The organism is Salinicola corii (assembly GCF_008298015.1).
GTDB lineage: Bacteria > Pseudomonadota > Gammaproteobacteria > Pseudomonadales > Halomonadaceae > Salinicola > Salinicola corii.
The window spans coordinates 358,459-378,060 of the sequence record NZ_VTPX01000004.1 but is presented as its reverse complement, the minus strand read 5'-3'; the positions used below and the strand labels follow the sequence as shown (position 1 = coordinate 378,060).

Below are 19,602 nucleotides of genomic sequence, written 5' to 3'. Positions count from 1 at the left end.
ACCGGGCCGGGTAAGATGGTCGCTTTGCTGATGCGCTGGAGCCCATCGCCATGCCCACCTTGATTCGTCGCCCCTTCGTCTTCCTGCGTCATGGCCAGAGTACCCGCAATCTCGAACGCCGCATCGGTGGCCAGCACGACGTGGCGCTGACCCCGCGGGGCGAGGAGGAGGCGCGACGCGCGCGGGCACTGCTGGGCGACATCGACTGGTCGCTGGTGGCTTCCAGCCCCTTGCAGCGCGCCTACCGCACCGCCGAACTGGCGCTGGGTCGCGCGCCGGATCGTGTCGTCGATGGACTGATGGAGCGCCACTGGGGCGAGCTGGAGGGCCAGACGATTCCCGACACCATCCCCTACCTGGGCACGCCCGCGGGCGGCGAATCCTGGGAGACGTTCGTCGAACGCATCGCCACCACCCTCAACGCCCTGCTAGAGGAAGCCGACACGCCGCTGATCGTCGGCCACTCCGGGCTGGTACGCGCCGTACGCGGGTTGACCCAGGGCAGCCCGGCCGGACCACGCTCGGCCAACGCGATTCCACTGTGGATCGCTCCCACGGGCGGCAAGCGCTGGACGATCGAGCCCTTCGGGAGCGACCACCTGAATTCGGTTGGTTAGCCGTATTCCCGAGGCCTCCGAGGCACCGTCCAGGGCGGGAATGGCGACTCGAGCCGCGTTGACCGTGCCACAAATAACAATGATAATGATTATCTTTAATCAGATAGAAGAAAAATGATGCGCGCGCTTTTCGCCAGCCGGCTTGGCCTGGCCATCATAGCGATCGGTTCAGCGCTGCTGTGGTCGATGACCGCGATGGCGTCGGAGAGCACCGACCCTGTCGCGACACCCCACTTCCCCGTCACCTTGACCGACCTGGCTGGCCAGGAGCTCACGCTGCAGGCCCCGCCACAGCGCATCTTCCTCGACAACCCGCGTCACCTGTTCGCCCTCGCCGCGCTGTTGCCCGATCCCGTCGCGCGCATGAGCGGCTGGCGCGGCTCGCTCGAGAGCTTCGATCCGGTGGCCCAGTCCCGGTTCGAGGCGGCCTTGCCCGCCCTTTCCGACCTGCCGGCACCGGGGACGGCGAACAACGCCATGCTGGGCGCCGAAGCGCTGATCACCCTCGATCCAGATCTGATCATCGCCGATGTCTCACGCTATCGCGAGCTGCAGACATCGCCGTTGCGGGCGCAGCTGGAGGCACTACGAATACCGATCCTGTTCGTCGACTTCCGCGAGCATCCGCTGGCGGACACCGTCCCATCGTTGCGGCTGCTGGGCCGCGCCCTGGGCGCGGAATCCCGCGCCGACGCGATGATCCAGCAGCTCGAGACCGAGCAGGCCGCGGTCGACGACTGTCTCGCTGCCGTCACCCGGCGACCCAGCGTGCTGATCGATATCGCTCCTGGACTCAGGGTCGATTGCTGCCGCAGCAACTTCGACTCCGGCCTCGCCGACCTGGTGGCGTACGCCCGGGGCAACAATATCGCTGCCGGCATGAGCCCAGGCACCGAAAACGTGCTCAATCCGGAAACCATTCTGTCCCGCGACCCCGACGTCATCATCGCCACCGCCGCGCAGTGGCCGAAGGGTGGCTCGGTTCGCGCCGGCTTTGGCGTCGAGGAGAGCGATACCCAGCGCGACATGGTCGATGTCGTGGCCCGTCGCCCAGGCTGGCCGACGCTGTCGGCGGTCAACGATGGCGGCTTTCATGCGCTCTGGCACGGCTATCACCAGGGGCCGTTCTCGGTGGTGGCGCTGCAGGCCATCGCCGGCTGGCTGCATCCTCGCCAATGCGCGGCGCTCGACCCCGAAGAGACGCTGGAGTCGCTCTATCGCCGGTTCATGCCGATCGATGCCAGCGGCACCTTCCAGGCGACCTACGCCGGCAACCCGCCTTGACGGCAATACCAACGACGGGTCTCGAGACCCGCGATAACGAGATCACTCCGGGAACCCCTGTCATGCGTATCACCCCCAGACTCCGCCGATGCTCGCCGATGGCGCTGGCAATGGCCGTGCTGTACCACCCCGTGGCGCAGGCCGCCGAGACCGGCGCCACGGCCCTCGACCCGCTGGTCGTCAAGGCGGCGCCGGTCGACGACACCTATCGCCCGGGCCCCACCAGCATGGTCACCGGTCGCGCCACCGACTTCCTGAGCCAGGCGCGCACGGTCGATCAGGTCAGCGCCCGGATGCTCGAGGACATCGGTGCCGATTCGTTGACCGACGCCATGGGCTACGTCAACGGCATCACCCAGGGCAACACCATGGGCGGCACCGAGGCGGGCTTCATCAAGCGCGGCTTCGGCAGCAACAGCGACGGCTCGATCCTGCGCGACGGCATCCGCCAGCCGCGTAACACCTTTCCGCTGTTCACCATCGAGCGCATCGAAGTGCTCAAGGGACCAAGCTCGTTTCGTTACGGCATCCAGGAGCCGGGCGGGGTGATCAACGTCGTCAGCAAGAGGCCGCAGTACTCGTGGCAGCGCATCATCAGCGGCGAGGGCAGTTCGTTTGGCGGTGGCGATGCCAGCGTCGACGTCACCGGGCCGCTGGGCGACAGCGGTGCCGCCTTCCGCTTCATCGTCGGCCAGCAGGACGAGGACTACTGGCGGGACTTCGGCAGCAACCGGCAGACGGTGATCGCGCCCTCGCTGAGCTGGAAAGACGACGATACCCGGCTCTGGTTCGCCTATGAGTATCGCGACTACGACCTGACCCTGGATCGCGGCACCGCCTTCGTCGATGGCGACCCCATCGACGTGCCGCGCAAGCGCCGTCTCGACGAGAGCTGGTCGCGGGTGACCGGCCACGACCAGTCGTTCACGGCGCGCTGGGAGCAGGATCTGAACGCCGCCTGGACCAGCCGCCTGACCTATGGCTGGAACCGCCGCCAGTACGACGACGGCCAGCCTCGGGTACTGAGCGTCGCCGAGGACGGCACCGTGAAACGACGCGCGGACGCCAACCATGGCTTCGACCGCCGGGTGATCTATACCGCCGCCGAACTGCTGGGCGATGTCGAACTAGCCGGCATCCGCCACGAGATGACCCTCGGACTCGACCATGAACGCCGCCGCGACTATCTGGCCGACCGCTATCGCGGCGCCACCGACACCTTTTCGATCTACGACGCGGACAACGGCGACCTGACCCTAGACGGCGCCACCTATCTCGACAGCACCAGCCACCGTCTCGACGAGATCAACAGCACCGCCGCCTATTTCGACGACAACCTCCACCTGGGAGAACGTTGGATTCTCGGCCTGGGTGGCCGTTATCAGCATACCGAACAGTATGGCGGCAAGGGGCGCCCCTTCGTGGTCGAAACCGATACCCAAGACAATATCTTCCTGCCCCACGCCAGCCTGCTCTACAGGCTGACGCCACGGACCTCGCTCTACACCAGTTACAGCGAGTCGTTCGTACCCAACGAACCGGATGCCGACTCAGGCCAGAGCTTCGACCCGGAGACAGGCCATGGCTGGGAAGCCGGAATCAAGCGTCGCTTCCTGGCAGACCGGCTGCAAGCGTCGCTGGCCTATTTCGAGATCACCAAGGAGAACGTCGTCGTCAGCGACAACGGCGTCTCGCGGGCGGTGGGCAAGAGCGGCTCGAAGGGGGTCGAACTCTCCGTCCAGGGCGAAGTGACCGATCGGCTGTCGATCCTCGCCAACTACGCCTATACCGACGCCGAGGTGCTCGACGACGCGGATGGCGGAACCGAGGGCAACGAACTTCCCAACGTGGCGCGTCACACCGCGTCGCTGCTGCTGGCGCGGGAACTGGCGTTGAATCCCGACTTCGGCCACTGGCGGGTCGGCGGCGGCGTGCGCTACGTCGGCTCGCGCGAGGGCGACAGCGACAACAGCTTCAGTCTCGACGACTACACCGTGGCCGATGCCTTCGTCGCCGTGGACAACCGCTGGCTAGGCGACAACACCCACCTGCAGCTCAACGTGAAAAACCTGTTCGATACCACCTACTACCCCTCCAGCGGCGGCGACACTCGGGTGGTGGTCGGCGAACCGCTGGAGGTCACGCTGCAGGCCAGCGTGTCGTTCTAGTGTGATCAATCACCGCCTGAATGCCTACGTGGGCTCTACGCTCCGGCTATTCGCTGCGCTATGACCGCCATCCCTGGCGGTCACCGAAGGCCGGCCTGGGGCCGTTCAAATTCGCTCCCGGCGAATTTGTGCGCACCGCCGGAATGACAGCCCGAGTTCGCGGATTTCACGATGATCGACACTACCTCACTGGCCAAGCATCCACTCATGGTCGGGATCATTGTGGAACTTCCACACCCGTCGCGGGCCGGCCATGACATTGAGGTAGTAGAGCTGGTAGCCGTGGGCCGCGCCCACCGGGTGGTAGCCCCGCGGCACCAGGACGCAATCGCCGTTCTCTACCGCCATGGTCTCGTCCAGCGAACGGTCGTCGGTGTAGACGCGATGCACGGCATAGCCCTGGGGTGGGTCGATACGATGGTAGTAGGTCTCCTCCAGCCGCGACTCCCGCGGGAGGTCGTCGACGTCGTGCTTGTGGGGCGGATAGCTCGACCAGTTGCCGGCCGGCGTGTAGACCTCCACCACCAGCAGGCTGTCGGCGGGTTCCGTCTCCGGCAGGATATCGTGGACGTGGCGCACGTTGCTGCCCTCGCCGCGGGTGCTGCGCCGGATCTGCCCGGGCGCGATCAGGCGAGCGGGGTGTCCGCCGTGCCCCGGCGCGCTGCACACCGCCAGTTCCAGATCGGTCAGGGCCTCTACCCGGTAGCCGACGCCATCGGGCAGGTAGACGGCGTGGGGCGGGACCCGTTCGAACACGCTCATGCGCTCGCCGATGTTGTCCCAACGCTGCTCCCCGCTGGCGACCGTGGCACGGCCACTCAGCAGCACCAGGCAGTGCTCGCGATCGTCAGTGTGCGCCTCCAGGCACTGTCCGGCCGACAGGCGGTGCACGCGAAAACCGACGTACTCCCAGCCGGCGGATCGGGGCGTGACGTCGAGTACGCACCCCTGATCGTCGGCCGCATGAGGCCGTATACGAAGCGATTCCATCCAGATTCCTCCTGTTCACAAGGCGGCACCGGGCGACGCCGCATGGATAGCTGGCTAGTCGATCTCGCTCAGCGCCACGCGGCGGCCCTCGCGGCGCGAGAGATCCGCGGCGCTGGCCAGGCGGAGCGCCTGCAGGCCGTCCTCGGCGCCCGCCAGCGGTGATCGGCCTTCGCGCCAGCTGGCAACGAAATCATCCAGCTCGCGCCGATAGGCACGGGCGTAACGCTCGAGGAAGAAGGGCTGCGGGTTCTCCTCGACCTGGCCCGCCGCACCGGCGAAGCGAAGGCGCGTCTCGGTCTCGTTCTGTGCCTGGAGCATGCCGAGGCTGCCAAACGCCTCGATGCGTTGGTCGTAGCCATAGCTGGCGCGGCGCGAATTGTCGATATGGCAAAGCCGGCCACTGGCGGTGACGAGCGTGATCATCGCGGTGTCGATGTCGCCGGCGGCACCGATCGCCGGGTCGATCAGGCAGGCGCCCTCGGCATGAATGGCGTGGATCGGTTCGTCGAGCAGCCAGCGTGCCATGTCGAAGTCGTGGATAGTCATGTCGCGGAACAGGCCGCCGGAAGCGTCGACGTACTCCGCCGGCGGCGGCGACGGATCGCGACTGATCAGGGTCAGCGTCTCCAACTGGCCGATGCGCCCCTCGACGATGGCCTGCTTGAGCGCGGCGAACTGGGGGTCGTGGCGGCGGTTGAAGCCCAGGGCGCAGGTCACCGGGTGCGCCGCCAGCACCGCCAGCGCTTCCCGCGTGCGGGTCAGGTCGAGGGCAATCGGCTTCTCGCACAGGATCGCCTTGCCGGCCCGCGCCGCGCACTCGAGGTAGTCGGCGTGGGTGGGCGTGCTGGAGGCGATCAGCACGGCGTCGATCTCGGCATCGTCGAACACCGCATCCACCGCCAGCACCTGGCCGTCGTGGGTTTCGGCCAGTCGCCGGGCTGCCGCCGGGTCGTGGTCGCACACCCCGGCCAGGACGATCTCGGGGTGTGCGGCGATGGCGGCGGCGTGTACCTTGCCGATCCGCCCGGCACCGATCAGCGCCAGTTTCATAGGCTATCTCCTTTAATCTCGTGAGCCTCGTCGGCCCGACCCATCATCGGATATGACACCCACCGGTCCGGACGTGGTCGATCCCGAGCCTGCGGACTCCGTAGCTCGGTCCTGACGCACCCCCAGTGCGATCGCCAAGGCCTGGGCCAGGCACAGTGATGCGCTCAGCCCGCGAAAGCTCTTGACCTCGGCCTCTTGCACCACCAGCGCCACGTCAGCCAGGCGTGCCAGCGGGCTAAGGCTCGAATCGGTGATCACGACCAGCGGAATGTTGCGCCCGCCCGCACTGCTGGCTGCCTGCCGGGTCTCCTCGGCATAGGGTGAAAAGCTCACCACCAGCAGCGCATCACGGGCACCGATCGCCTTGACCTGTTCGCTGTGCATACCACCCAGGCCATCGATCAGGACTGCTCGCTTGTCGATGTGGTGCAGCGCGTAGGTGACATAACTGGCCACCACGAAACTGCGCCGCGCGCCGATGGCATGAACGATCTCCGCTTGCTCGAGAATGTCCAGCGCGCGCTCCAGGTCGTCGGGATCGATGCGACTCGGAAGACCTTCCAGAGCATGCCGGTTGGCCTCGGCGAACTCCCACAGCAGTTGGGTGCTGTCCGGGTTTTCCCCAGTGGCCGCGCGCACGGCGCGGATACGCTCCGCGTAATTGGGCAGCTCATTGACCAAACGCGCACGAAACAGCTCCTGCATCTCCGAAAATCCGGTGAAACCGAAGCTGTTGGCGAAACGGATCAGCGTCGAGGGAGTGACGCCAGCCTGATCCGCCAGTTTGGCGACGGTCGCGAACGCAACCTCCTGAGGATTATCGAGCAGGAATCTCGCCGTCTGCTGCAGCCGGCGGCTGAGCGAGGCATACGCTTCAGTGATCTGGCTTTCGAGTGCCTCGAAATCCTGAATAGGCATGAGAAAAACCCTTGTAAAAAGCACGGCTTGCGATCCCGTTTCAGGATCGGGCAGCAATGGAAGCAAGCTTAGAGATTTTGGAATAAAAATTCCATTCATACCAAAGTATAGAACAAATGATTTGTATTACGGGGAAAATGAAATTTATATTCTTTGGCGCGGGCTGAGCCGAGTGTCACGTCACCCGCTATCCGGAAGACAACGATAAAGAGGATCCACCATGCGATCTCACAAACGCCTTCTCGCCATCACGCTCGCCGCCGCCTGCCTGACGACCTCGGCCCTGGCCAGCGCCGCCAATCATCGCTTCGTCATGGTCACCCATGGGGTGCCGTCGGATCCGTTCTGGACCGTGGTCAAGAATGGGGCCGAGCAAGCAGCCAAGCAGATGGGCGACACGCTCGAATACCGCTCTCCCTCGACCTTCGACATGGCCCAGATGCAGCAGCTGGCCCAGGCCGCCATCGCCTCCGATCCCGACGGTCTGATCATCTCCTTCACCGACGAGAACGCCCTCGGAAAAGTGGTGCAAAACGCCTCCGACAGGGGCATCCCGGTCATCACCATCAACTCGGGGGGAGACGCGGCGGCCAAATACGGCGCTCTGCTCCACATCGGTCAGAGCGAATACGAGGCCGGCAAGGCTGCCGCCGAGCGGATGCGCGAGATGGGGGTCGAGAAAGGCTTGTGCATCAACCACGAACAGGGCAACCAGGGCCTCGATCAGCGCTGCGACGGCTTCATCGACGGCTTCGACGGCAACGCCGATCAGCTCGCGACCTCCTACGACCCCACCGAAATCCGCAACGCCATCATTGCCTATCTCAATCAGCATCGGGATATCAAAGGCATCCTCACGCTGGGTCCGATCTCGGCGGAGCCGATGATCCAGGCCATGCGCGACGAGGGCGTCACCGATCAATTCACGCTGGGCACGTTCGACCTCTCCCCCGGCATCCTGTTGGCGCTTCAGCAGGGCGGGCTGGATTTCGCCATCGACCAGCAACAGTACCTGCAGGGCTACCTGCCGGTGATCTTCCTCGAGCAGTACGCCCAGAACGGCCTGATGCCGGCCGGCGACGTGGCAACGGGTCCCGGCTTCGTCACCAAGCAGAACGCGGCACAAGTGATGGAGCTTAGCAAGAAGGGCATTCGCTAGTTTCCGGCCCGCCCCGCCATCGCGAATCGCAGGAGATCACTGCCATGACAGCAACCCCCGCAGCCAAAGACGCTACCCGGGAGGACGAGCGCATCGCCGCCGTCGCGACCTGGAAGAAGATCATGCGGCGCCCGGAACTGGGCGCCATCGCCGGCACCGTACTGGTGCTCGCCTTCTTCATCGTCGCCGCCAGCGGCACCGGCATGTTCACGCCCGCCGGCATCATGAACTTTCTGGAGGTTTCCGCCCAGTTGGGCATTCTGGCCACGGCCGCCGCCCTGCTGATGATCGGCGGCGAGTTCGACCTCTCCATCGGCTCGATGATCGGGCTGGCAGGCATCATCATCGCGATTCCCACCGTGCAGTACGGCTGGCCGCTGTGGGCGGCGCTGCTGCTGGCGTTCGTCTGTGCGGTTCTGGTCGGGTGGTGCAACGGCTATCTGGTCAACCGCACCGGCCTACCTTCATTCATCGTCACCCTCGCCTTCCTGTTCATCCTGCGTGGGCTGGCCATCGGCGGCTGCCGCCTGCTTACCGGACGCACCCAGATCGGCGGCATTCAGAATCATATCCCCCACGACTGGCTGGCGACGCTCTTTTCCGGCGAGGTCGCCACCGGGTTGTTCGCATGGATGGCCAGCCACGGCTGGATCGCCACCAACTTCGCCGGCAATCCGATGGTGACCGGCATCCCGGTGTCGATCGTCTGGTGGCTGGGGCTGACCGCCTTGGCTACCTGGATGCTGCTGTTCACGCCTTATGGCAACTGGATCTTCGCCAGCGGCGGGGATGCCAACGCCGCGCGCAACTCCGGGGTGCCGGTTCACCGCGTCAAGATATCGCTGTTCATCTTCACCGCGCTCTCGGCCACCGTCTTCGCCAGCCTGCAGGTCATGGACACCGGCTCCGCCGATACCATCCGCGGCATGCTCAAGGAGCTGGAGGCGATCATCGCAGTGGTCATCGGCGGTGCCCTGCTCACCGGCGGCTACGGGTCGGCGGTCGGCGCCGCCCTCGGCGCGCTGATCTTCGGCATGGTGCAGATGGGCATCTTCTATACCGGCGTCAATACCGACTGGTTCAAGGTCTTCCTCGGCGTCATGTTGTTGATCGCGGTGCTGTTCAACAACTTCGTGCGCAAGAAGATGATGGAGGCTCGCTGATGAACGACACCGTCCCGATGATCGAAATGCGCCACGTCAGCAAGCATTTCGGCAACGTCATTGCCCTCAACGACGTCTCGCTGCACGTCCACGCCGGCGAGGTGATGTGCCTGCTGGGCGACAACGGCGCCGGCAAGTCGACCCTGATCAAGACGCTCTCCGGGGTCCACAAGCCCACCTCGGGCGAGATGCGGGTCTCCGGCGAACCGGTGCGCTTCAAGTCGCCGGCCTACGCCCTGGATAGCGGCATCGCCACGGTATTCCAGGACCTGGCGATGATCCCGCTGATGTCGATCACCCGGAACTTTTTCATGGGCCGGGAACCGACCGTGGGCTGGGGACCGCTCAAGCGCATCGACTGGAAGCAGGCCGACCGCATCGCCATGGAGGAGATGGCCAGGATCGGCATCGACGTGCGCGATCCCAGTCAGCCGGTGGGCACGCTCTCCGGCGGCGAGCGCCAGTGCGTGGCGATCGCGCGGGCGGTCTACTTCGGCGCCAAGGTGCTGATCCTCGACGAACCCACCTCGGCGCTGGGGGTCAAGCAGGCCTCGGTGGTGCTGCGCTATATCGCCAAGGCGCGCAACGACGGGCTGGCGGTGATCTTCATCACCCACAACGTCCACCACGCCTACCCGGTGGCCGACGCCTTCACCCTGCTCAAGCGCGGTACCAGTCTGGGCTATTTCCGCAAGTCGGAGATCAGCCGCGAGGAGGTGCTCAACATGATGGCCGGCGGCGCCGAGCTGGAGAGCCTGGATGCCGAGCTGGCCGAGTTTCAGCGCACGCCGGCGGAGAGCCAGACCGCATCCCGTGCTGCCATCTCCTGACGCTTTTACCCACGGCCGCGGTAGTGGCGTCAGCCGATGCCGTCGCTAAATGCGACCGCCGCGCTCCCGAGCCCGTGCGTGCAGCTCATCCACCGCGTCGATGCATCCGCCTCCCATCCAGGAACCACGCCATGCAACAGACACTCAACATCGGTTTGATCGGCACCGGCTACATGGGCAAGGCCCACGCCATCGCCTTGCACGCCGCCCCACGGGTGTTCACCCTGCCGGCGCTGCCGGTCTGCGACCTGCTGGCCGAGACCGACGCCGCCCTGGCAGCGAGCAGGGCGTCTGAACTCGGCTTCGCCCGCGCCACCGGCGACTGGCGCGAGCTGGTCGCCGACCCCGCCATCGATGTGGTCGATATCTGCGCTCCCAACTTTCTCCATGAGTCGATGGCCCTGGCCGCCATCGCCGCGGGCAAACACGTCTATTCGGAAAAACCACTGGCGTTGACCACCGCCTCCGCCGAGCGCATGACCGTGGCCGCCGAGCGTGCCGGCGTAAAAACATTGGTGGGCTTCAACTACATCCGCAACCCGGCCACCCAACTGGCCCGCGAGATCATCGCCAGCGGCGAGATCGGCGAGCTGGTGCACTTCCGTGGGCGCCACAACGAGGACTATCTGGCCGACCCCGAATTGCCCCACAACTGGCGCACGCGACGCGATACCGCGGGAAGCGGCGCGCTGGGCGACGTCGGCTCCCACATTCTCAACATGGCCGAGTACCTGACCGGGCAGTCGATCACCACGGTCTGCGGCGACCTGCAGACGCTGATCCGCCAGCGCCCGCTGCCGGATGGCAGCGGCATGGGCGAGGTCGAGAATGACGACCAAGCCCAGGCGATGCTGCATTTCTCCCAGGGGCTGATGGGCAACATCGAGACCTCGCGCATCGCCAGCGGACGCAAGATGGGCCTGGCCTACTGTGTCACCGGTACCCACGGCGCGCTGGTGTTCGACCAGGAGCGCATGAACGAGTTGCAGCTCTACCGCCACGAAGGACCCAAGGGCCGGCGCGGCTTCTCTACCCTGCTGATCGGCCCCGAACACACCGACTACGCCGCATTCAGCCCGGCCCCCGGCCACGGCCTGGGCTACAACGACCAGAAGATCATCGAGGTCCGCGACCTGATCGAGGGCATTCTCGGCCAGCGCGAGCTCTATCCCGATTTTCGCCAGGCCTGCCGTATCAATCGCCTGATCGACGCGATCGAGCGCTCGCATCGGGAGCGCTGCTGGATCGGGATCGACTGATACATCACTTTATTTCGTCGCCGCACGAGGCTCGGCGGCACTCGATGACAAACGACGTGGAGACACGCCATGCAGGATTCACTCAGGAAACCTCGCTCCCTGGACCTGATCTGCCTAGGTCGCGTAGCGGTGGACCTCTATTCGGAGCAGCTCGGCAGTCGTCTCGAGGATGTCTCCCGCTTCTCCCGCTACCTTGGCGGAAGCTCCGGCAACATGGCCTACGGCACCGCCCGCCTGGGTCTGAAGTCGGCCATGCTCTCCCGTGTCGGCAACGAGCAGATGGGCAATTTCGTGCGCGAGGAGCTGGTGCGCGCCGGGGTCAACGTCAGTGCCCTGCAGACCGACCCCGAGCGCCATACCGGGCTGGTGCTGCTGGCGCTCAAGGATCGCGACAGCTTTCCGCTGCTGTTCTATCGCCGCGACTGCGCCGACATGGCCATCGACGCCGGCGCGATTGACCCGGCGTTCATCGCCCGCGCCAGGGCACTCGCGATTACCGGCACCCACCTCTCCACCGAGACCACCCAGCGCGCCTGCCGCAAGGCGCTCGATGCCGCCGCCGCCCACGGTGTCAAGCGGGTGCTCGACATCGACTACCGCCCGGTGCTGTGGGGTCTGACCTCGCCCGGCGACGGCGAGACGCGCTTCGTCGCCGACGCCGAGGTCAGTCGTCACTTGCAGCAGTGGCTGGGCGATTTCGACCTGATCGTGGGCACAGAGGAGGAGTTCCATATCGCCGGCGGCAGCACCGGGACCCTCGAGGCGCTGCGTGCGGTGCGCGCGAGTCAGCCCCGCGACCCTGGTGTGCAAGCTCGGCGCCCAGGGCTGCGTGGTGTTCGAGGGCGAGATTCCCGAGCGCCTCGAGGACGGCATCCTGGTCGAAGGCGTCGAAGTCGAGGTGCTCAACGTGCTGGGCGCCGGCGACGCCTTCATGAGCGGGCTGCTGCGGGGCTGGCTGCGCGGCGAGTCGTGGGCCACCAGTGCCGCCTACGCCAACGCCTGCGGCGCGCTGGTGGTCTCGCGCCACGGCTGCGCCCCGGCGATGCCGACCGAGGCCGAGCTGTTCGACTATCTCGGACGCCGCGACACCCTGGCCCGGCCCGACCGCGACGCACGGCTCAACCACCTGCATCGCGTCACCACCCGTACCCCGCAAGACTGGCCCGAAGTCTGCGGCCTGGCCTTCGATCACCGCCGCCAGCTGTTCGACATGGCCCGCGAGGCGCATGCCGACCCGGCACGACTGCCGCATCTCAAGCGCCTGCTGGTGCAAGCCGCGGCGGAGGGTGCCAGCAGCACTAGCCTGACAGCACCGGCGATTCTGGTCGACGACGTGCTGGGCCAGGACGCGCTCAACGACGCCAGCGGACGCGGCTGGTGGATCGGTCGCCCGGTGGAGCTGGCCGGCTCGCGCCCGTTGCGCTTCCAGCATGGCGACGATCTCGGCATGCGTCTTCGCCACTGGCCGCGCGAGCACATCATCAAGTGCCTGGTGTTCTACCACCCGGACGATCCACTGGCCCTGCGCCTCGACCAGGAAGCCCGCCTGCGTCAGCTCTACCAGGCAGCCTGCGCGTTCGAGCTGGAGCTGCTGATAGAGATCATCCCGCCCGTCCGGGACACTCCCGACGACAGCGCCCTGGCGCGCTCGCTGATGCGCTTCTACCACCTCGGTATCCGCCCCGACTGGTGGAAGCTACCGTCGATGTCGGCCTTCTCCTGGGAAGCCGTCAGCACGGTGATAGAGAGCCAGGATCCGCACTGCCGTGGGGTGGTGCTGCTGGGCCTCGACGCGCCCATGGAAGCGATGAAGCACGGCTTTTCCACCGCTGCCCATCATGACTGGTGCAAGGGCTTCACCGTCGGCCGCACCCTGTTCTCCGCCGCCAGCCGGGCGTGGCTGGCCGGAGACATCGACGATGCCGGGCTGGTCGAGCGGGTGGCGAGCAACTACGCCGAACTGATCCGGACCTGGAGGCGCCTGCGTGCCGCTCGGCCCGAGAAGGAGAGTGTGTCATGAGCGACAGCCTCAGACTGACCATGGCCCAGGCCGTGGTGCGTTACCTGAATGCCCAGAAGGTAGAGGTGGATGGCGAGATTTTGCCGCTGTTCTCCGGCTGCTGGGCGATCTTCGGCCACGGCAACGTGGCCGGGCTGGGCGAGGCGCTCTATCAGGCCCGCGAGCAGTTGCCAACCTACCGCGCCCACAACGAGCAGGCGATGGCCCACGCCGCCATCGCCTACACCAAGACCCTGGAGCGGCGTCGGGTGATGGTCTGTACCGCCTCCGCCGGCCCCGGCTCGACCAACATGGTCACCGCCTGTGCCGTGGCTCACGTCAACCGCCTGCCGGTGCTGTTCCTGCCCGGCGACACCTTCGCCACCCGGTTGCCGGATCCGGTGCTTCAGCAGGTCGAGAACTTCCACGACCACACCCTGACCAGCAACGACTGCTTCAAGCCGGTCAGCCGCTTCTTCGACCGCATCACCCGGCCCGAGCAGTTGCTGACCGCGCTGCCCCAGGCGCTGCGCGTGCTCACCGACCCCGTCGAGTGTGGCCCGGTGACGCTGGCGCTGCCCCAGGACGTGCAGACCATGGCCTACGACTTCCCCCGACGACTGTTTGTCGAGAAGGTGCACCGGCCCCGGCGCCAGGCCGCCGATGTCGACGAACTGGCCAGTGCCATCGCTCTGCTCCGCGAGGCTCGCCAGCCGCTGGTGATCGCTGGTGGCGGCGTCCACTATGCCGGCGCCCGCGACGCCCTGGCCGCGCTGGTCGAACGCTACCGGCTGCCGGTGGGCGAGACCCAGGCCGGCAAGGGGGCGCTGCCGTGGGATCACGCCCACAACCTGGGCAGCATCGGCGTCACCGGTTCCGCCGCCGCCAATGCGCTGGCCGAGGAGGCCGACCTGATCCTCGCAGTGGGCACGCGGCTGGGCGATTTCACTTCCGGCTCGCGGGCGCTGATCTCGCCCCGTACGCGGTTGGTCAGCCTCAATGTCGCCGCCTTCGACGCGATCAAGCATCACGGCCAGGCGGTGGTCGGCGATGCCGCGTTGACCCTGCCGGCCCTCGCCGGAGGGCTCGACGACTGGCAGCCGGCGCCGGCCTGGATCGAACGCGCCGCCCACCTGCGCAAGGCCTGGAACCGCAGCGTCGAGCTGGCGACGCGCGATCGCGGTACGGACCTGCCCAGCGACGCCGAGGTGATCGGTGCCGTCAACCGCGCCGCCGGCGAGCGCGACATCGTGGTCGCCGCCGCCGGTGGCCTGCCCGGCGAACTGCACAAGCTGTGGCGCACCCGCCACCCTCGCGGCTATCACCTGGAGTACGGCTACTCCTGCATGGGCTACGAGCTGGCCGGCGGGATCGGCACCAAGATGGCCAGTCCCACGTCCAACGTCTTCGTGATGGTCGGCGACGGCGCCTACCTGATGCTCAACTCGGAGATCGCGACCTCTGTAATGCTGGGCCACAAGATCATCGCGGTGGTGCTCGACAACCGCGGCTTCGGCTGCATCCATCGTTTGCAGCAGGTCTGCGGCGGCCCCGGCTTCAATAACCTGCTCGACGACTGCCTCGGCACCGCCGAAGGCGCCCCGAGGATCGACTTCGCCGCCCATGCCGCGGCCCTCGGCGCCCGCTCGGAGACGGTCTCCGGCATTCCCGAACTGGAGGCGGCGCTGACGCGGGCCAAGGCCTCGCTGATCAGCTACGTGATCGCGCTGGACACCGATCCGCTGGCGACCACCGAGGAAGGCGGCGCGTGGTGGGACGTGGCCGTCGCCGAGGTCTCCGTACGCGAGGAGGTGGGCGAGGCCCGCCGCCGCTATGAGGAACGCAAGACGCGCCAGTGGCACAACCGCTGAGCGCCGTTTCGACATCGACCCTTCGGCCCGCCACTGGCGACGGGCCGAACGACATGGAGTTCACCATGAGCGTACGTTTAGGCATCAACCCGCTGACCTGGACCAACGACGACCTGCCCAGCCTGGGCGGGGATACTCCGCTCGAGACCTGCCTGCGCGAGGGACGCGAGGCGGGCTTCGCCGGCTTCGAACTGGGCCAGAAGTTCCCGCGCGCGCCCGAGGCGCTGAACGCCGCTCTGGGCGCCCACGAGTTGGCGCTGGTCTCCGGCTGGTACTCCAGCCGCATCCTGGAGCGCGGTCCCCAGGCAGAGATCGAGGCGCTGCAGGGCCATCTCGCCCTGCTCAGGGCCGGTGGCGCATCGGTGATGGTCTACTGTGAAGTGACCCGCTGCATCCACGGTGATGCCTCGCGCCCGCTGTCGCAGCGCCCGCTGCTCGACGAGTCGGAGTGGCAGCGGTTGTGCCAGGGGCTGGCCGAAGTCGGCGACTATCTCGCCGCCCAGGGCATGCAACTGGTCTATCACCACCACCTGGGCACCCTGATCGAGAGCCAGGCAGAGGTCGAACGGCTGCTCGACAACACACCCGAGTCGGTGGGGCTGCTGCTCGACCTGGGCCATTTGTATGGTGCCGGTGGCGATCCGCTGGCGGTGGCCCGCCGCTACGCCGGGCGCATCCACCATGTCCACTGCAAGGACGTGCGCCGGGTGGTCCTCGACGATGTGCGCAACCGCGACAAGAGCTTTCTCGACGGCGTGCTAGACGGCCTGTTCACCGTACCCGGCGACGGGGACGTCGATTTCCTACCCACCCTGACCCATCTGCGCGAAGCCGGTTACGTGGGCTGGCTGGTGGTCGAGGCCGAGCAGGACCCGGAAGTGGCGCATCCGCTGACCTACGCCCGGCTGGGCTATCGCAACCTGCACCAGTTGGCGCGGGATGCCGGATTCACCATCGACACCTGAATGCTGTCACCGCACATCGCTCCTTCCATCAGCCACATCGAGGTTTTGCCATGTATACCGTGTACCACTACGCCGGCGACCAGACCGTCGCCCAGCGTTATTCGTGACGAACCCAACCCGTTCGCCATGCCAATACACTGATGGAATGCCGCCCTCCTTCGGGGAGCGGCCTAGGGAAAACAGTCGAGTATCGTTCTAATCGGCGAGCTTGAGCCGGTGGAGTTGCCCTCGCCAGCCTTCAGGGCGGCGAGTGGCGATCACCAGCGCATCGCTATCGGCGGCTACCGTCAGGGCGCCAGCCGCCGTCCAGAAGCCGCTTTTGCCAATGGCCATCATGCCGCCGGACGCCGCGTTGTGGTTGGCCATGCCCACCAGCAGGTCATGACGCGCCGCCGTGCGGGCGAGCTGCGCGGTATCGGCGGCATAGCCGCCCGCCGTGATCAACACACCGGCGAGATAGACCGTCGCGCCCAGGGCCGCGCAGTGCTCGGCATGCTCGGGTGCATTGGTATCGGCACAGATGGCGATAGCAACCCGCTCCTCGCCGATATCCAGCAGGCAGTTCTCTTCGCCGGGCTCGAAAGTCGCCTCTTCCCCCACATGGAGATACCGCTTGGCGTAGGTTGAGACCTCTCCGTTCGAAGAGATGACCAGCGCGCCCACTCGTGGTCGCTCGACGCCCGTCAGCGGCAGGCCAGCGACGACATGCAGCCCATGGCGCTTCGCCGACTCGACAAGAGGCGCTAGACGGGGGTCTGTCGGCGAAAGTGCCAGCTTCGCCGCGAGAGCCGGCTCATATCCTGTCAACGAGAGCTCGGGAAAGATGAGTACTCCCACACCAGCCGCGGCAGCCCGGTTCACCACGAGCAGATGACGCGAAAGGTTGGCCCCGACATCACCGGCGAGCGAGCCGATCTGAGCCAGCCCGATGGTTAGCGATCCGTTTTTCACGCTTTCACTCCAGCGCCACCGACCAACTCAGCGATTCGCCGGCCTTATAGGGCACGAAGGTGTTGTCGCCTTCGCCCACCGATTCGGCGACCGGAGTCGGCTGGCGCGTCAGGGTGACATGGCTTTCGTTGAGCGGCAGCCCGTAGAAGCGTGGGCCGTTCTCGGAGCAGAAGGCTTCGAAGTGCTGGAGCGCGCCCTCCTGCTCGAACACGTCGGCGTAGACCGAGAGCGCGGCTTCGGCGTTGAACACGCCGGCGCAGCCGCAGGCGGTCTCCTTGGCGGCGGTGACATGGGGCGCGGAGTCGGTGCCGAGGAAGAAGCGCGGATGGCCGCTGGCCACGGCCTGGCGCAGTGCCTGCTGATGCTCCTGCCGCTTCAGGATCGGCAGGCAGTAGAGATGCGGGCGAATGCCGCCGACCAGCATGTCGTTGCGGTTCTGGGCCAGATGCTGGGGGGTCAGCGTGGCGCCCAGGCATTCGTCGCCTTCCAGCACGAACTGGGCGGCGTCCCGGGTAGTGATGTGCTCGAACACCACCTTGAGCGCCGGGAACTGGCGGCGAATGTCGGTCATCACCTCGTCGATGAAGTGTTTCTCGCGATCGAAGATATCGATCTCGCCACGCGTGACTTCGCCATGCACCAGCAGCGGCATGCCGATCCGCTGCATCACTTCCAGCAGCGGGTAGACGTCGGTGATGCGCTTGACGCCGTGCTGGGAGTTGGTGGTGGCGTTGGCCGGGTAGAGCTTGGCGGCGGTAAACAGGCCGTCGGCATGGCCGCGCTCCAGCGTCTCGTGGGAGACGCTTTCGTTGAGATAGCAGGTCATCAGCGGGGTGAAGTCATGCCCGGCGGGAATCGCCGCCAGGATGCGCTCGCGATACGCGTCGGCCGCCTCGACCGTGGTCACCGGCGGTACCAGGTTGGGCATCACGATGGCGCGGGCAAAGGTTCGGCTGGTATAGGGCAGCACCGTCTTGAGCACGTCGCCGTCACGCAGATGCAGGTGCCAGTCGTCGGGGCGGCGGATGCGAAGCGTGTCGGGCGAAGCGGTCATCGGGAACTCCTGGCAATCGGTGGGACGAATCGGCGCTCATGATACCAGAGCCTGTCGATTCCCGAGCTCTAGCGAATCCCCAGCTCTGTCGCTCAGGCTGATCAGGCGTCCGACGATTCACCCTGACGCGACGGCCGCAGCAGCATGGCCAGCGCCACGCAGCAGAGCAGTGCCACCAGCAGCGCGAACAGCAGCCCGGTCAGTTGCAGGCTGATGACGGAAGCCACCACGCCGATGCCGATCACCGGCAGCGAGATGGCGATGTAAGCCACCACGAAGAAGGTCGAGACCACCGATGCCTTGTGCTCCGCCGGGCTTGCCGCCGCGACGGCGCCCAACCCGGCACGAAAGGCGATGCCCTGGCCGATGCCGGCGACGACAGGGCCGATGATGAACCCCGTCAGCGTCTTCGCGCCGATGCCCCAGGCGATCAACAGCACGCCGATCAGCAAGACGCCACAGCCGATCGGCAGGCGCCGGGCCTCGGGCAACTTGTCCTGCACCATCTGCCCCACCGTGGAGGCGATGAAGAGCAGCCCGGCCACGAAGCCGATCAGCGCCGGGTTGTGATGGCCAAGTTCCCTGCCGAGAAAGGCCGGCGTCACCGAGGTCGCGAAACCGCACACCATGAAGCCGGCAAAAGCGGCAATCGCCGCGGGAACGAAAACGCTGCGGACCCCTTCGGGCACGCCGAGCCGCTGGACGCTCAGCCGTATCCGCGCCGGTCGATCCACCGTCTCGGGCGCCCGCCAGAGGCAGAGCACGGCCAGCAGGACCAGGGCGAGGTGGACGACGTAGGGAAGGATCAACGGCATCGGGAACGCCGCCGCCAGCACCCCGGCGAGCATCGGCCCCAGCCCCAGCCCGCCCATGTTGGCCGCGGTGGCAACCAGCGGGCCGACCCGCTTCCAGGCGTCGGGCACCAGCTCCATCACCGCGACGGTGGCGGTACCGGTGAAGATGCCGGCCGAGATACCGGACAGCACGCGGCCGGTCAGGATCATGCCGAGACCGCCGGCATGCCAGAACACCACGTCGCTCAACGCCGAGGCGGCCAGACCGGCGAACAGCATCGGACGCCGCCCCAACTGATCCGACCAGCGTCCAGTCAGCAGCAGCGCGCCCATCACGCCGGCGGCGTAGACCGCGAAGATGATCGTGATCGTCAGCTGGGAGAAGCCGAACTGCTGCTGATAGATCGGATAGAGCGGCGTCGGCATGGTGGTGCCGATCATGGTGAGCAAGAAGGCGAACGCGGCACCGATGAAGGCGACCGGGCTGCCGGTCGCGGCATGCTGTGAAGAGGCCATGGAATTCCTTCGGA

General features: G+C 66.5%; 15 protein-coding genes and 1 pseudogene. 10 read left to right on the top strand and 6 right to left on the bottom strand.

The features are described 5' to 3' along the window. The first annotated feature begins 50 nt into the window (after window positions 1-50). From F0A16_RS10150 to F0A16_RS10140, 3 genes are all read left to right on the top strand, one after another. Window positions 51-617 (top strand): histidine phosphatase family protein, encoded by a 567-nt coding sequence (locus F0A16_RS10150; protein WP_149435266.1) that lies wholly within the window; start codon window positions 51-53, stop codon window positions 615-617. Window positions 618-734: 117 nt separating this feature from the next. Beyond that, window positions 735-1,901 (top strand): ABC transporter substrate-binding protein, encoded by a 1,167-nt coding sequence (locus tag F0A16_RS10145; RefSeq protein WP_187775963.1) that lies wholly within the window; start codon window positions 735-737, stop codon window positions 1,899-1,901. A gap of 62 nt (window positions 1,902-1,963) precedes the next feature. Then, the gene (locus F0A16_RS10140; RefSeq protein ID WP_149435264.1) at window positions 1,964-4,069 is read left to right on the top strand and encodes a TonB-dependent siderophore receptor; all 2,106 of its coding nucleotides are present in this window, start codon (window positions 1,964-1,966) and stop codon (window positions 4,067-4,069) included. A 186-nt stretch (window positions 4,070-4,255) separates the two neighbouring features. Here F0A16_RS10140 and iolB read toward each other — a convergent pair whose 3' ends face one another. From iolB to F0A16_RS10125, 3 genes are read right to left on the bottom strand one after another with little or no spacing between them, the layout of a single operon-like run. Beyond that, the gene (gene iolB, locus F0A16_RS10135) at window positions 4,256-5,059 is read right to left on the bottom strand and encodes a 5-deoxy-glucuronate isomerase (protein ID WP_149435263.1); all 804 of its coding nucleotides are present in this window, start codon (window positions 5,057-5,059) and stop codon (window positions 4,256-4,258) included. Between the two features lie 54 nt (window positions 5,060-5,113). Next, entirely contained in the window at window positions 5,114-6,109 is a 996-nt protein-coding gene (gene iolG, locus F0A16_RS10130) for an inositol 2-dehydrogenase (RefSeq protein WP_149435262.1), read from the bottom strand. A gap of 12 nt (window positions 6,110-6,121) precedes the next feature. Next, on the bottom strand, window positions 6,122-7,027 hold the full coding sequence (locus F0A16_RS10125) for a MurR/RpiR family transcriptional regulator (RefSeq protein WP_149435261.1): 906 nt from the start codon (window positions 7,025-7,027) through the stop codon (window positions 6,122-6,124). A 220-nt stretch (window positions 7,028-7,247) separates the two neighbouring features. Between F0A16_RS10125 and F0A16_RS10120 the strand changes: the two genes are divergently transcribed. From F0A16_RS10120 to iolE, 7 genes and pseudogenes are all read left to right on the top strand, one after another. Further along, window positions 7,248-8,186, top strand: coding sequence for a sugar ABC transporter substrate-binding protein (locus tag F0A16_RS10120; protein ID WP_149435260.1), 939 nt, complete (start codon window positions 7,248-7,250; stop codon window positions 8,184-8,186). A gap of 44 nt (window positions 8,187-8,230) precedes the next feature. After that, complete coding sequence (locus F0A16_RS10115) at window positions 8,231-9,349, top strand: ABC transporter permease (protein WP_149435259.1); 1,119 nt, start codon at window positions 8,231-8,233, stop codon at window positions 9,347-9,349. Further along, entirely contained in the window at window positions 9,349-10,179 is an 831-nt protein-coding gene (locus tag F0A16_RS10110) for an ATP-binding cassette domain-containing protein (RefSeq protein WP_149435258.1), read from the top strand. The genes F0A16_RS10115 and F0A16_RS10110 overlap by 1 nt, the downstream gene beginning before the upstream one ends. Before the next feature lie 131 nt (window positions 10,180-10,310). Then, entirely contained in the window at window positions 10,311-11,438 is a 1,128-nt protein-coding gene (locus F0A16_RS10105) for a Gfo/Idh/MocA family protein (RefSeq protein WP_149435257.1), read from the top strand. A gap of 69 nt (window positions 11,439-11,507) precedes the next feature. Further along, a pseudogene (locus F0A16_RS10100) lies at window positions 11,508-13,458 on the top strand (bifunctional 5-dehydro-2-deoxygluconokinase/5-dehydro-2-deoxyphosphogluconate aldolase). Continuing rightward, complete coding sequence (iolD, locus tag F0A16_RS10095) at window positions 13,455-15,308, top strand: 3D-(3,5/4)-trihydroxycyclohexane-1,2-dione acylhydrolase (decyclizing) (RefSeq protein ID WP_149435256.1); 1,854 nt, start codon at window positions 13,455-13,457, stop codon at window positions 15,306-15,308. Before F0A16_RS10100 ends, iolD begins: the two are co-directional and overlap by 4 nt. 65 nt (window positions 15,309-15,373) lie before the next feature. Continuing rightward, on the top strand, window positions 15,374-16,273 hold the full coding sequence (gene iolE / locus F0A16_RS10090; protein WP_149435255.1) for a myo-inosose-2 dehydratase: 900 nt from the start codon (window positions 15,374-15,376) through the stop codon (window positions 16,271-16,273). 195 nt (window positions 16,274-16,468) lie between these two features. Here iolE and F0A16_RS10085 read toward each other — a convergent pair whose 3' ends face one another. From F0A16_RS10085 to F0A16_RS10075, 3 genes are all read right to left on the bottom strand, one after another. Then, window positions 16,469-17,224, bottom strand: coding sequence for a carbon-nitrogen hydrolase family protein (locus F0A16_RS10085; RefSeq protein ID WP_149435254.1), 756 nt, complete (start codon window positions 17,222-17,224; stop codon window positions 16,469-16,471). 4 nt (window positions 17,225-17,228) lie between these two features. Further along, a complete protein-coding gene (gene pyrC, locus F0A16_RS10080; protein ID WP_149435253.1) occupies window positions 17,229-18,278 on the bottom strand; it encodes a dihydroorotase in 1,050 nt (349 codons plus the stop codon). Between the two features lie 101 nt (window positions 18,279-18,379). Continuing rightward, on the bottom strand, window positions 18,380-19,588 hold the full coding sequence (locus F0A16_RS10075) for an MFS transporter (protein WP_149435252.1): 1,209 nt from the start codon (window positions 19,586-19,588) through the stop codon (window positions 18,380-18,382). Window positions 19,589-19,602 lie beyond the last annotated feature (14 nt).

What these genes read in the sequence shown, in the direction of transcription:
- F0A16_RS10150 (WP_149435266.1), top strand. Translation starts at nt 51, where the DNA reads ATGCCCACCTTGATTCGTCGCCCCTTCGTCTTCCTGCGTCATGGCCAG.
- F0A16_RS10145 (WP_187775963.1), top strand. Translation starts at nt 735, where the DNA reads ATGCGCGCGCTTTTCGCCAGCCGGCTTGGCCTGGCCATCATAGCGATC.
- F0A16_RS10140 (WP_149435264.1), top strand. Translation starts at nt 1,964, where the DNA reads ATGCGTATCACCCCCAGACTCCGCCGATGCTCGCCGATGGCGCTGGCA.
- iolB (WP_149435263.1), bottom strand. Translation starts at nt 5,059, where the DNA reads ATGGAATCGCTTCGTATACGGCCTCATGCGGCCGACGATCAGGGGTGC.
- iolG (WP_149435262.1), bottom strand. Translation starts at nt 6,109, where the DNA reads ATGAAACTGGCGCTGATCGGTGCCGGGCGGATCGGCAAGGTACACGCC.
- F0A16_RS10125 (WP_149435261.1), bottom strand. Translation starts at nt 7,027, where the DNA reads ATGCCTATTCAGGATTTCGAGGCACTCGAAAGCCAGATCACTGAAGCG.
- F0A16_RS10120 (WP_149435260.1), top strand. Translation starts at nt 7,248, where the DNA reads ATGCGATCTCACAAACGCCTTCTCGCCATCACGCTCGCCGCCGCCTGC.
- F0A16_RS10115 (WP_149435259.1), top strand. Translation starts at nt 8,231, where the DNA reads ATGACAGCAACCCCCGCAGCCAAAGACGCTACCCGGGAGGACGAGCGC.
- F0A16_RS10110 (WP_149435258.1), top strand. Translation starts at nt 9,349, where the DNA reads ATGAACGACACCGTCCCGATGATCGAAATGCGCCACGTCAGCAAGCAT.
- F0A16_RS10105 (WP_149435257.1), top strand. Translation starts at nt 10,311, where the DNA reads ATGCAACAGACACTCAACATCGGTTTGATCGGCACCGGCTACATGGGC.
- iolD (WP_149435256.1), top strand. Translation starts at nt 13,455, where the DNA reads ATGAGCGACAGCCTCAGACTGACCATGGCCCAGGCCGTGGTGCGTTAC.
- iolE (WP_149435255.1), top strand. Translation starts at nt 15,374, where the DNA reads ATGAGCGTACGTTTAGGCATCAACCCGCTGACCTGGACCAACGACGAC.
- pyrC (WP_149435253.1), bottom strand. Translation starts at nt 18,278, where the DNA reads ATGACCGCTTCGCCCGACACGCTTCGCATCCGCCGCCCCGACGACTGG.
- F0A16_RS10075 (WP_149435252.1), bottom strand. Translation starts at nt 19,588, where the DNA reads ATGGCCTCTTCACAGCATGCCGCGACCGGCAGCCCGGTCGCCTTCATC.